The 12,669-nt window shown below is 60.6% G+C and carries 10 protein-coding genes; 8 read left to right on the forward strand and 2 right to left on the reverse strand.

Annotated elements, in window-relative coordinates:
• Nucleotides 1-117 precede the first annotated feature (117 nt).
• Nucleotides 118-2,145: a 7TM diverse intracellular signaling domain-containing protein gene (locus JAO77_RS03075; protein WP_198988802.1), complete on the reverse strand. Its 2,028-nt coding sequence runs from the start codon at nt 2,143-2,145 to the stop codon at nt 118-120.
• A 174-nt stretch (nt 2,146-2,319) separates the two neighbouring features.
• Between JAO77_RS03075 and JAO77_RS03080 the strand changes: the two genes are divergently transcribed.
• Both JAO77_RS03080 and JAO77_RS03085 read left to right on the forward strand, forming a co-directional pair.
• Complete coding sequence (locus JAO77_RS03080; RefSeq protein ID WP_198988804.1) at nt 2,320-3,423, forward strand: sensor histidine kinase; 1,104 nt, start codon at nt 2,320-2,322, stop codon at nt 3,421-3,423.
• Between the two features lie 159 nt (nt 3,424-3,582).
• Complete coding sequence (locus tag JAO77_RS03085; RefSeq protein WP_198988806.1) at nt 3,583-4,323, forward strand: LytR/AlgR family response regulator transcription factor; 741 nt, start codon at nt 3,583-3,585, stop codon at nt 4,321-4,323.
• A gap of 108 nt (nt 4,324-4,431) precedes the next feature.
• Here the strand turns inward: JAO77_RS03085 and JAO77_RS03090 are convergent, their stop codons facing one another.
• On the reverse strand, nt 4,432-4,821 hold the full coding sequence (locus tag JAO77_RS03090; protein ID WP_198988808.1) for a Spy/CpxP family protein refolding chaperone: 390 nt from the start codon (nt 4,819-4,821) through the stop codon (nt 4,432-4,434).
• A gap of 277 nt (nt 4,822-5,098) precedes the next feature.
• Here JAO77_RS03090 and JAO77_RS03095 point away from each other — a divergent pair, with 277 nt between their 5' ends.
• From JAO77_RS03095 to JAO77_RS03120, 6 genes are all read left to right on the forward strand, one after another.
• Nucleotides 5,099-5,914: an SDR family oxidoreductase gene (locus tag JAO77_RS03095; protein WP_198988810.1), complete on the forward strand. Its 816-nt coding sequence runs from the start codon at nt 5,099-5,101 to the stop codon at nt 5,912-5,914.
• A gap of 172 nt (nt 5,915-6,086) precedes the next feature.
• Complete coding sequence (locus tag JAO77_RS03100) at nt 6,087-8,714, forward strand: MGH1-like glycoside hydrolase domain-containing protein (protein WP_198988812.1); 2,628 nt, start codon at nt 6,087-6,089, stop codon at nt 8,712-8,714.
• A gap of 135 nt (nt 8,715-8,849) precedes the next feature.
• Nucleotides 8,850-9,476: a cyclase family protein gene (locus JAO77_RS03105; RefSeq protein WP_198988813.1), complete on the forward strand. Its 627-nt coding sequence runs from the start codon at nt 8,850-8,852 to the stop codon at nt 9,474-9,476.
• Between the two features lie 119 nt (nt 9,477-9,595).
• Nucleotides 9,596-10,105: a gluconokinase gene (locus JAO77_RS03110; RefSeq protein ID WP_198988814.1), complete on the forward strand. Its 510-nt coding sequence runs from the start codon at nt 9,596-9,598 to the stop codon at nt 10,103-10,105.
• A gap of 136 nt (nt 10,106-10,241) precedes the next feature.
• Nucleotides 10,242-10,415, forward strand: a complete 174-nt coding sequence (locus tag JAO77_RS03115; RefSeq protein ID WP_198988815.1) for a hypothetical protein — start codon at nt 10,242-10,244, stop codon at nt 10,413-10,415.
• 82 nt (nt 10,416-10,497) lie between these two features.
• Nucleotides 10,498-12,645, forward strand: a complete 2,148-nt coding sequence (locus JAO77_RS03120; protein WP_198988816.1) for a hypothetical protein — start codon at nt 10,498-10,500, stop codon at nt 12,643-12,645.
• The last annotated feature ends 24 nt before the right edge of the window (nt 12,646-12,669 follow it).

The following is a 12,669-nucleotide window of genomic DNA, read 5'->3' on the forward strand; positions in this document are numbered from 1 at the left end:
GAAGGCCTCTGGCTAAAAAACAACGCAGATTTTGCGCATTTTCACTAAAAAAGATGATGCAAACGATTGCTGCGGCAGCCTAGGTCAGCTTCCTTTTCAAAACAGCAATGAAGGGCGCTAGCCAGCTGCCTGCGAGGTGAGCGGTTCGGCGGCCTCCTGACTGTCGAGTTCGGGCTCTACTTCCAGCAGCACATGGCTCCAGGGCTCGCCTTCCTCGTAGGTGGCAGCTTGCTGGCGCCGCTGCAGCGCTGCCAACACTTTTTGGGCAAAGGCCCAGCTAGTAGCCGGGCGCAGCTCGAGCACGCGGGCCAGTTCGGCCGGCGCGTAGTGGCCCCGGTGGGCGTGCAGCAGAAACACGGCATAGAGGGCCTTCTCGGGAGCAAACTTGCACTTCTGGAGTAGGGTGCCAGTGGTGGCCGACTCTACGTAGCGGCAGCGGGTGCAGCGGCGGGCGTGGGGCTCGCGGGCGGCACAGCTTTTCTCGTGGCCGCACTTGCGGCAGCGATAGCCGGGCGCCCACTTCAGGTCGGCTAGGTAGCGTAGGCAGGCGTCTTTATCAGGAAACAGCTGGCTAAACTCACCAAAGTCAACTTCTCGGGCCTGAATGCGGGCGGCTTTTTGGTCTTGTAAGTCTAGCCGCAGGTCGCGGTTGAGCTGTTCGATGGCCGCCGACTGCAAGGCCAGCAGGCTATTGCGCTCCAACAATTCGCGGTTTTGGGCGGCAATAGTATCGTTTTGCCGGCGCAACTCGTCGGTGCGCTGGGCCACTAGGGCTTCGAGTTCGGTATTGAGCTGGTCTTTTAGGGCTTGGTTTTCGCGCAGCTGTACCACAAGCTGGTCTTGGGCGTGGTGCTTTTTGCGAAGCTGCTTGAGCAGGCTGCGCTGCGTGCGCAGGGTAGTGTCCATGATGCCCTTGATTTTATCGGCCAGCGCGTAGCTGAGGATAACTACTTCTAACACAAATGCTACGTTGAGGCTGTAGACTGTGTAGGCATTGTTATAGAAGTCAATGCCCAGCTTGCGGCTGATGAGGAAGGCTAGGCTGCCCGCCACTAGCGCCTGGGCCAGCAGCAGGTAGCGCGCTGGCCGCAGCCCCCGTCGGTAAGCATACCAAGCAGCGTAGTAGAGCAGGCCATACGGCAGCAAATACAGCCAAAAGCTAAAGCCCGAATGCACCACCCAGGCATCGAGCACCAGCAGCAGCACGCTCAGCGCCACCACCCAGCGCACTGCGCGGTCTTGTGCCGGCCGCCGGGCCCCTAGGTCGAGAAAAGTGCGTGCATACTGCCCAAAGGTGAGCAGCAGCAGTACCGGCGCCGCCGCTCCGATAAAGTGGTTGAACAGCGGGCTACTCGGCCACAAGTACTGAAAGCCCAAGCCATCTTCTGACAAGAACAGCAGCGCCCCGCTCAGCACGTAGAGCACGTAGTAGAGGTAAGAATCTTCCTTGAGAAAGAAATATAGGAAGAGGTTGTACAGCAGCATGATGAGCAGGATGCCGTAGAACCCGCCCAGCAGCCAGTACTGCAGACTCAGCTCCGGAATGAGGCGGGGGCCGCTGTGCAGCATGGCCCGGAAACTGGTGCGCGTGTCAGAATGCAGCCGCAGGTAGTAAGTAGCCGCTTGCCCGGGCCGCTGCGGCAGGTCAAACAAGAAGTTCTTGTAAGAAATCGGGCGATTAGCAAAGGGGTGGCTGGCGCCGGTCACGAGACTGTCATAGCCCGCCCGGCCAGGACCTAGGGGCCGAAAGAGCGTGGCTTCGCCGATGTGCGGGTCATACAGCTCGAGGTACCAGTCGTGCACGAGGGTAGGGCGGGGCAGCACTGTGAGGCGCAACCAATACGTGCTGTTGGTGTGCTGAATGTTGGGCGGGGCAGTGCCGGTGAGCGTAGCGAAGCGCCCTGCCCAGGCCGGGCTGCTGACGACGCGCAGCGGCAGGTGCCCGCTGGTATCTTCCAGCACGCTGTAGAAGCGGTCCTCCAAAAAAAGGTTCGGCTGGGCGGGCGAGACAAAAAGAGTGTCTTCGGGGGCAGCCGCCGCGCAGTGGGCTAGCAGCCCCAGTAGCAGTACCAGCCACGGGCGTACCATTCGGCGCGCCCCGCCCCGCAGCCGCAACCACTGGGTAAGCGTAGAGCTAGGAAACACAGGAAAAGGAAAGTGGGTGGGAGAGAGTAACTGCTAAGTTAAAGCCGACCACTACACCAAGCCGCGCCAGCCCTCAAAAGCCGGTGGCAGTCGGCACAATTGGCCTGGTAGTCGGGAGTATGCGCCGGTGGGTAGGCCTCGCCAGTACTTTTGAAGCAGTATCTGCTGTAGACTATGCCTGCTTTCATTTTTCGGCGCTATCTCACGCCCATCATCCACGTGCTAGCGTGGGGGTTGCTGGCACTGACGCTCCTCGTTTTTCAGCCTATGTCGGCCCGCATGGCCCTGCCCGTGCAGTTTTGGGTAAGGCAGGGGCTGCTGTTGCTGCTGTGGGTAGGTGTGTTTTACCTAACGGCCTACGTGAGCGTGCCGCGCCTGCTGCTAAAGGGGCGTACTGGCTGGTTTGTGGTAGTGCTGGTGCTTATGGCTGCTACTATTCAACTGCTGAGCCGGGGCCTTGAAAATGCGCTGCACCTGCCCGAACTTATGCGCCAGGCCTTTCACGCGGCCGATGCCAGCCAGGGCCTGCCACGTCGCCCACCGGGGCCACCCCGCTGGCGCGGCCCTCGGTTCGATTTGGTAACCATGCTCATTACCCTGCTGGTGCTGGGTATTGCCACGGCCATTACGGTGGTGCAACACTGGCAGCACGAAGCCCAGCTGCGCGAGCGCCTCGACCAGCAGCGCACCGAGGCGGAGCTGTCGCTACTTAAGGCCCAAATTAACCCGCACTTCTTCTTCAACACGCTCAACAATATCTATTCGCTCACGCTCATCGACGGCGAGCGCGCCCGGGCGGCTCTACACCGCCTCTCACGCATGATGCGCTACGTGCTCTATGACACGGCTGCCGGTCAGGCCCAACTGAGCCAGGAGGTGGCTTTTGTGCAAGACTACATCACGCTCATGCAGTTGCGCCTCACCGACCGCGTGCAGGTGGTGTTCGAGTACCCTGAGCCGGTGCGCGAAGTGCTCATTGCACCCATGATTTTGCTGCCTTTTGTGGAAAATGCCTTTAAGCACGGCGTGGCGGCCACCCAGGCCAGCCGCATCATTATCAGTCTGAAGCAGCCCACTCCCGACCGCCTCGAAATAGAAGTGCGCAATACGCTGGTGCCCAAAACCGGTGCCGACCTAGCCGGCTCAAATGGCATTGGCCTCGTAAACACCCGCCGCCGCCTCGACCTGCTTTATCCCGGCCGCTACGCCCTGCACGTCACCGAGCGCACGCCCGACAACGAGTTTGACGTGCAACTGGCCCTGCAGGTGGGTGCGTAGAAAAAGGGGATATTTGGTCATGCAGTGCGCACCTAAGCATCTCGCGTGCTGACGTATGGGAACGATTGATTACTGCGCCACGTGAGATGCTCCGCTGCGCGCTGCATGACTGAATATAGAAGTGGATTTTAATGCGTAATAATTAAGCTGCAATAAGTTATGACCGTTTCCTGCATCGCCGTCGATGATGAACCCCTGGCGCTAGCCCTACTCTGCACCTTTATCGAGCAAACACCCTTTCTAAAGCTGGTGGGCCGCTACGGCAGTGGCGTAGAAGCTCTGAAAGGACTGCACGAGCTAACGGAAAAGGTTGATGTAGCCTTTCTCGACATTCAGATGCAGGAGCTGACTGGCTTGGAGCTGGCGCGCGTGCTGGGCCAGCAGGCCACGGCGCCGCGCATCGTTTTCACCACTGCTTTCCCGCAGTATGCGCTCGAGGGCTACAAGGTCGATGCCCTAGACTACCTGGTCAAGCCCTTTAACTACGAGGAGTTTTTGCGCGCCGCCAATAAGGCCAAGGCTTACGCCGAGCTAGCCCAGGGCCAGGCCGAAGGCAATGCTCCCGCTCCAACGCCCGAGGAAGATTATATTTTCCTGAAAGTAGAGTACCAGCTTATTCGGGTGGCGCTCAATGATATACTGTACGTAGAAGGCCTAAAGGACTACGTGAAGGTGCACCTCAAGAGCACGCCCCGCGCCCTGCTCTCGCTAATGAGCCTGCGGGCAATGGAGGAAAAGCTGCCTGCGCGTAGGTTTTTGCGCATTCACCGCTCCTTTATTGTGGCGCTCGACAAGATAGAATCGGTGCGCCGCCTCACGGTGCAAATTGGCACCGAGACCATTCCCGTGGGCGAGCAGTATAAGGAAGCCTTCGCCCAGTTCCTGAGCCGCTGGACCTAGAGGGGAGGGGCCAGGGAGCCGGGGGTGGGGTAACACGAATGACAAGCAAAAAGCCTGCTAGCAATGTTGCTAGCGGGCTTTTTAGTGGATGACAACCTAGGGCTCTGCCTAGTTGGCTGGTGCATCGCCGCTGGGGCGCGGGCCGCGCTGTGGGCGCATGCTTTGGTACTTGGTGAACTGCTCGGGGGTGAGGATTTCCTTGAGTTTAGCCTCCATTTCGGTGCGGCGGGTTTGCATGGCCTGGCGGTCGGCGTCGGTGGGTGGGCCCGATTGGTTGCCGCGCATGCCTCCTTTGGCGCGCTGCTCCTGCATCAGGGCTTCGACTTTGGTTTTTTGGTCAGCCGTAAGGTTGAGGTCCTTGAACATGTCGCCGCGGCCCTGGCGGGCTTGGGCGGGCGCGTCTTGGGTGGGGGCTACTAAAGGGGTAGCGCGGGCCACAAGGCCAGTAGTGGCAAGGGCAGTGACTGCTAGGGCCAGCCGCAAAGAGTGCATGCGCATAGTGCTGAAAAGTAAGGTGATACTTGCACCGCTCACTAAGAAGCAGTGTCGCGATGCTGCCAAAGCTAGCGGCCTAGGGTGGGGGCAGCGTGGCCGACTCGGCGGCACTTGCTATTCTGCCGACTAACTCCACTATTTCATCGCCCCGCGCTGGCAGATATGCGCCTGCTAACTGCTTCTGCCGATAACCTGAAGCAAAACCCCAACTCGCTGTAGCGCGTCTTTAGGCAGCGCGGGCCCGTGGTGGGCATGCCGCTTTTTCCGATACGCTGTTTTTATGCCTACTCCTTCTTCACCCCGCCTGGCTGGGCAGTTTGCCCTCGTTACGGGTGCCAGCTCCGGCATTGGGGCCGCCGTAGCCGTGGCCCTAGGTGCGCATGGCGCCGCCGTGGTAGTCAACTACATTCACGACGAAGACGGCGCTAATGCCGTGGTCAAAGAAATTACCGATGCCGGCGGCACCGCCTTTGCCGTGCAGGCCGACGTCAGCGACGAAGCCGATTTGCAGGATATGTTTCGGCAGGCCATTGAACGCTTTGGCACCCTGCACATTGTGGTGGCCAACTCGGGTATTCAGGTTGATGCGCCCTTCCTGGAAATGACCCTGGAGCAGTGGCAAAAAGTCATTAATGTGAACCTGACCGGCCAGTTCTTAACGCTGCGTGAAGCCGCCCGCGAGTTTGTGCGCCGCGGCCCGCAGCCCGAGGTAAGCAAGGCCACCGGCAAAATCATTTGCATGAGCAGCGTGCACGAAGTCATTCCGTGGGCCGGCCACGTCAACTACGCGGCTACCAAGGGCGGCATTTTGCAACTTATGAAGAGCACCGCCCAGGAGCTGGCGCCGCACAAAATCCGCATCAATAGCATCGGGCCGGGCGCCATCAAAACGCCCATCAACCACGAGGCTTGGAGCACGCCCGAGGCCGAAGCCAAGCTGCTGGAACTCATTCCCTACAAGCGGGTGGGCGTGCCCGAAGACATTGGCAACCTAGCCGCTTGGCTGGTGTCGGACGAGGCCGACTACATCACCGGCCAAACCATCTTTATGGATGGCGGCATGACGCTGTACCCCGGCTTTGAGGCGGGCGGATAAGTCAAGAGTTGTTATGATTTGTTTGTCATAGCGAGGAGGCATGACGAAGTAATCACATCAGGACGAGCCTGCCTAGGTTCCGTTTCAGTGAGATTATTTCGTCGTGCCTCCCCGCAATGACAAGCGTTTTCTATAGCTGCTAAGCGCTTCTTAACCCTAACTATTTTCGACCTTGACTCCTGAACACCAACGCCTGGCCGAAGCTGACGCTAACAAGAAGCCGTGGCGGCGCTTTGGGCCTTACCTCGCCGAGCGGCAGTGGGGCACCGTGCGCGAAGACTACTCGGCTGGCGGCGACGCCTGGAACTACACCACCTTCGACCAAGCCCGCAGCCGCGCCTACCGCTGGGGGGAGGAGGGCCTAGGGGGCTTTTGCGACGACCGGCAGCTGCTGTGCCTGGGCCTAGCCCTGTGGAATGGGCAAGATGCCATCTTGAAAGAGCAACTGTTTGGGGTGAGCGGCGCGCAGGGCAACCACGGCGAAGACGTAAAGGAGGTGTACTACTACCTCGATGCCACGCCCACGCACTCGTACCAAAAAATGCTCTACAAGTACCCGCAAGGGGCTTTCCCGTACGAGCAGCTGCTGCAAGAGAACGCCAAGCGCACGCGCCACGACCCAGAATACGAGCTGCTCGACACGGGCATTTTTGCCGATAGCCGCTACTTCGACGTATTTATTGAATACGCCAAGGCCGATGTTGAAGACTTGCTGATTCAGGTAACCGTGGTGAACCGCGGACCCGACGAGGCAACGCTGCACCTACTGCCGCAACTGTGGTTTCGTAATACCTGGGGCTGGGGCTACGAAGACGAAAAGCCGAACCTAGGGGCCACGCCCGAAGGTGCGGTGCGCGTGCTACACCAAGAATTAGCCGAACTAGCCTGGTACGCTGACGAGCAGCCCGAACTGTTGTTTTGCGACAATGAGAGCAACGACGAGCGGCTGTACGGCCGGCCATCGCCGGGCGAGTTTTTCAAGGACGGTGTTTATAATTATATAGTCAACGGCGAGCAGCAAGCCGTGAACCCGGCGCGCACGGGCACCAAGGTGGCCGCGCACTACCCGCTGGTGCTGGCGGCCGGGGCTACGCGGCAAGTGCGCCTGCGCCTAGGTCCACCGGGCCAGGCCGAGCCCTTCGCTGCCTTCGATGCTGTGTTGGCACAGCGGCAACAGGAGGCCGAGCAGTTTTACGCCGAGATTCAGCACAAAATAGCTGACCAGGACGCCCGCAACGTACAGCGCCAGGCCCTGGCTGGCATGCTCTGGAGCAAGCAGTTTTATAACTACAACGTGCCGCGCTGGCTGGTAGGCGACCCTGGCCAGCCCGCCCCGCCACCCCAGCGCCTAGAGGGCCGCAACGCCGACTGGATGAGCTTCGACGCCAACGACATCATCTCGATGCCCGACACCTGGGAGTACCCTTGGTTTGCGGCCTGGGATTTGGCTTTTCATGCCATTCCGCTGGCGCAGGTTGATGCCGAGTTTGCCAAAAGCCAGCTGCGGCTGCTCACCCGCGACTGGTACATGCACCCCAATGGGCAGCTGCCGGCCTACGAGTGGCGCTTCGACGATGTGAACCCGCCGGTGCACGCCTGGGCCACGTTTCGGGTGTATAAGATGGAACAAAAGCACCACCCCGATGGCGGCGACGCGGCCTTTTTGCAGGTTATGTTCCACCGCCTACTGCTCAATTTTACGTGGTGGGTCAACCGCAAAGACCGCGACGGGCGCAACATCTTCGAGGGCGGCTTCTTAGGGCTCGACAACATTGGGGTGTTTGACCGCTCGGCGCCGCTGCCCGTGGGGGGCTACCTCGAGCAGGCCGATGGCACGGCCTGGGTGGCCATGTTTGCCTTGAACATGATGCGCATTGCGCTGGAGCTGAGCAAGACCAACCCCGTGTACCAGGATATGGCGAGCAAGTTCTTCGAGCACTTCCTCTACATTGCCGAGGCCATGACCAACGTGGGCGAGACCAAACTCGACTTGTGGGACAGCGCAGATGAGTTTTACTACGACGCCCTGAACACGCCTGAAGGCGGCCACGAACTGCTGAAAGTGCGCACCATCGTGGGCTTGATTCCGATGTTTGCGGTAGAGGTGCTTGATGAAGAGGTGCTCAAGGCCGCGCCCGAGTTTGTGGCCCGCATGCAATGGCTGCTCGCCAACCGCCCTAGGTTGGCCTCGTTAGTCTCGCACTGGCAAGAGCCTGGCCAGGCCGCTACCCGGCTGCTGAGTTTGCTGCGCGGCCATCGCCTCAAGTGCCTGCTGTACCGCATGCTAGACACGGCCGAGTTCTTGTCGGACTACGGCGTGCGCAGCCTCTCGCGGGTGTACCTAGACAAGCCCTACGTGTTTCGCGATACCGACATCACGGTGGGCTACCAGCCAGCCGAGTCGCAAAACGACCTGTTTGGGGGCAACAGCAACTGGCGCGGCCCCATCTGGCTGCCCATCAATTTCTTGATTGTCGAGTCGCTGCAGCGCTTTCACCACTACTACGGCGACGATTTTAAGGTAGAATACCCCACGCACTCGGGCCAGTATGTGACGCTGCTCGACGTGGCCGACGCCCTCACGGCGCGCCTCACCAAGCTGTTTTTGCGCGACCCCGACACCGGCCGCCGCGCCTGCTTCGGCGACAGTGATATGCTGCAGCACGACCCCAATTTCAAAGACAACCTTTTCTTCCACGAGTACTTCAATGGCGACAATGGCTACGGCCTCGGCGCCAGCCACCAAACCGGTTGGACTGGACTGATTGCCAAGCTTCTGCAACCTAGGAGCCATCGGTAGTCTGTTCTGTCATGCAGCGCGCAGCGAAGTATCTCGCGTGGTGCAATAATCAATGACGATTGCACTACGCGAGATACTTTGTTGTGCCTGTGATGACAATTAACCATTAATAACTGACAATTAACAATTAAAAGCATGCCCATTCCTGCTCCCTGGCTCGATGCCACTACTCCCATCCGCGACAACATGGTGCACTGGCCCGACAACCTCGGCGTGACCGTGGGACGCACCCTTAGCCAAGACCGGGGCGACGCGGCCAACGTAACCGAGCTGCACCTGAGCGGCCACACCGGCACCCACGTCGATGCCCCCCTGCACTTTAGCAGCGACGGCGGCGACATCACTACCCTCGACCTAGGGCGCCTGATGGGCCCCGCCACGGTAGTCGCCATCCAAGACTCCAAGAGCATCAGCCTGGCTGAGGTGCAGCAGCTCAGCATCAAGCCCGGCGCGCGGCTGCTCTTCAAAACCCGCATCTCGGACGGCGAATGGAGCACCGCCCCCTTCCAGCCCGATTTTGTGGCCCTCGATGGCGATGCCGCCGCCTACCTGCGCGATGCCGGCGTGGTGTGCGTGGGGGTAGATTACCTTTCGGTAGGCAAGGCCGACGCCCACCATGCCCTGCTCGATGCAGGCATCTGCGTAATTGAGGGCCTAGCCCTACAGCACATCGCGCCTGGCGAGTATGAGTTGCTGTGCTTACCGCTGCTCATTGTGGGGGCCGATGGGGCTCCGGCTCGGGTGCTGCTGCGGCCACTGTAAGTAGTGGCCCTAGTGCCAGTTGCTAGGGTGGTAGGATAGCCCTTTTTTAAGCCCTGCCGTAAGCGCCTAAGGAACCAGCGGCCCGAACAAACTGGCCGTTGGTTCCTTGTTCTGTTTACATGAAGCAAGCAAACATCATCGTCATGGGTGTGTCGGGCAGCGGCAAAACCACCATCGGCGAACTCCTAGCCAAACAGCTCGGCCGGCCGTTTTACGACGGCGACGACTTCCACTCGGCCGCCAACGTGGCCAAGATGGCCGCGGGCCACCCACTCACCGATGCCGACCGGCACGACTGGCTGGCCTCGCTGGCCAAGTACCTAGGCGAGTGGGAGGCCGCGGGCGGCGCCGTGCTGGCGTGCTCGGCCCTGAAAGAAACCTACCGCCAAACCCTGCAAGCCGGCGAGCAGCTGCCCCTGACGTGGGTGTTCCTAGAAGGTAGCCGCGAGCTGCTGGAAGCGCGCCTCGAAGGCCGCACCAACCATTACATGAAAGCCTCGATGCTCGACTCGCAGCTCGACACGCTTGAAAAGCCAACCTACGGTATTCGCATTGAGCTGACTAATAGCGAAACGCCCGAGCAAGTGGTAGCACGCATTGTAGCGCAGCTGCCAGCTGGTACCACCTAGGTGCCCCGCGCCAGTGGGTGGCAGGCTCAGCGTGGCCTTCATGCGCGGCCATCTGCCACGGGCAGCACCTAGGCGCCCGCGCCTAATCTCCAGTCTTGGCTATCGACACCTGCAATTCGTTTGTGCAGGCGTCGGCGTGCGCATTATTGGGCTCAATGTGGGGGTGGTGCCGCGGGGCAAGTACTACCGCCTCAACCTGTTTGTGGGCGCCATTTGGCACGATTGGCAGGCGCACCGGCAGCGGGTGCGGGGCCGGCGCGCGGCCGCTGTAGCCTCGCCGGCCACGCCTGCCCAAATGGTGAATCCTTAGGACCTAGGGCTAAAAAGCGGCACCGTATTGGCTAGGACCGGTTTTTGGGTGGACCTTTGCGCTCGTTACCTAGGCTATGTGTATGCAAAAGAATGGTTGGTTATTGGCGTTGTTTCTAGTGCTAAGCGGGGTGGCCCGCGCCCAGGCGCCGCTGCTGCGTAGCCTCTCCCTCACCCTCGACACCACGCAGTATCGCCTAGGTGAGCAAATGATACCGGTGGCTGGTGAAGAGCGACTGTACTTCTATTACCACCAAGACGACCAGGCCGCCGAGCTGCGCCTGACGCCCACTCAGCCCGGCCGCCCGCCCCGCCTGCTGCCCTCGGCCGACTACGTGCTGCAAGACACCTTGGTAGCCAATGCCAACGGCGAATACCGCGGCACACTGCGCTTCCACAACCTCACGGGCCTGCCCTTTGTGCGGCTCACGTTTGTGCAGGCCGGGGCGCCGGTCGCCGACTCGGCGGGCCGGCCTGCGCTGCGGGCCACCATGCGCCAGCAGCTGGTGAGCCTGCTCCCGCTCACGCGCACCACGCTCGATGCCCGGGTGCTGGATAATGAGCTGTTTATAGGGGATGAGCGCGTTATTGAAGTCACTACCAATAACATCGCCAACATCCGGGTTAGCAATGAGTGGACCAAGGGGCAGGATATTGATTACCGCCTGTCGCGCGAGCAGGGCGGCCTGCGCCTGCACGTGGTGCCCAATGCCCTAGGGGTGCGCACGCTCACGCTCAAGACCTTGGTCGAGCGCCCGTACCTCGACCCTACGGGTCACCTCAGCTACCAGCTGCCACCGCTGCGCTTCGACTTTGCGGTGAAGGCCAGCCGCCTGCGTTTCCTCACCGCCGAGCGCAAAGACGTGAACTACGACGAAGAGGGCCGCACCCGGGGCGTCGAGTTTGTGCTGGATGATGGCCACTCATTTGACCTGCACCGCACCTACCGCCTGGAGGCGCAGCAGGAAGCCGGCGGCGCCCTCATTGCCGAGCTCTATACCCGCAGCTACCTTTCTAATGACCGGGTGCTTTGCCAGCTGCGCGTCTATAATACCCACCGCCAGGCCGATGGCTACCTCTACATCAAGGATGGCGACCTGGCCAAGTTTATTACCAACTTCGATATTACGCCTAGGCCGCGCATTGCCAATGTGAGCGTACTGCACCGGGGCGGCGACTGGAGCTCGAACACCACCATCAACCCCGGCGAAACCGTGGACGTGCGCCTCGAAGGCGAGTCGCTGCTGAAGGGCCGCTACCATTTCGATGGGGCAAACGTCATTCCCTCCGACTCTTCGACGCGCTCCGAAAAGGCGCTCATCTACCGCGTGCAAGTGCCACTCAGCAGCGTGCGCCGCCGCATCACCATCTTCGATGGCAGCAACGCCACTGACTTTGGGCTGAGCGTGAAGGAAGCCCAGCGGCCCCACCCGCTCAACTTTGTGCAGGTAAACTACGGCGACGGGCCGCACCCCGTCACGCAGCTCAACGGGCCGGTGCTCTACGACAAAACCATCCCCGATTTGGTGTTTAGCTTCAACACCAACGCCATCGACGAGGCGGGAAACCTCTACGGCCGCCAGTACCTGAGCATGGACATCCGGACGGTAGACGACAAGGGCAACCTCATCGACCAGCGCACCGTGGACCAGCTCGTGATTTGCCCCGGCGAGGCCTCACCCCGCTACGCCTACTACCAAGGCGCCGAGTGCCAGGTGGGCAATTTCAGCCTCAACAGCATCCTAGGGCGCAAAACCTACGACCTCGATGCCTGGTACCGCATTATTGTCACCGTCCGCAACGATGCCCGGCAGTACAGCACCAAGGGCTACTCGCAGCAAATCGAATTGGTATTGCGCCGCCACGTCAACTTCGACATCAGCGTCAGCTTCCCGGCCGGCTTGCTCACCAAGTACAAAGGCGAATCGACTTACAACAGCTTTGGGGGCATCAGTCTGGCTACGCTGGCGCAGCTTAGCTTCTACGCTCCCGACCGCATCAACCGCCTGCGGCCCTACCGCATCGGGGCCGGCTTTGTGGCGCTGAATGCCTTTAACTTATCTAACAATGCCAACGTGGAGCGCGACCTGGGCTTGGTTGTGATTGGCTCGGTGGTGCCCGTGCGCACCGGGGCGCGGCTCACGTTTCCGCTCTACCTAGGGGGAGGTTACCTGCTTACTAGAGGCACCCCCTTTCTATTATTTGGGCCAGGCATCGGCGTCACGCTATAGCGCGAGGTAGTAGTCTAGCGAATA

This window comes from Hymenobacter sp. BT559, assembly GCF_016427535.1.
Taxonomy (GTDB): domain Bacteria; phylum Bacteroidota; class Bacteroidia; order Cytophagales; family Hymenobacteraceae; genus Hymenobacter.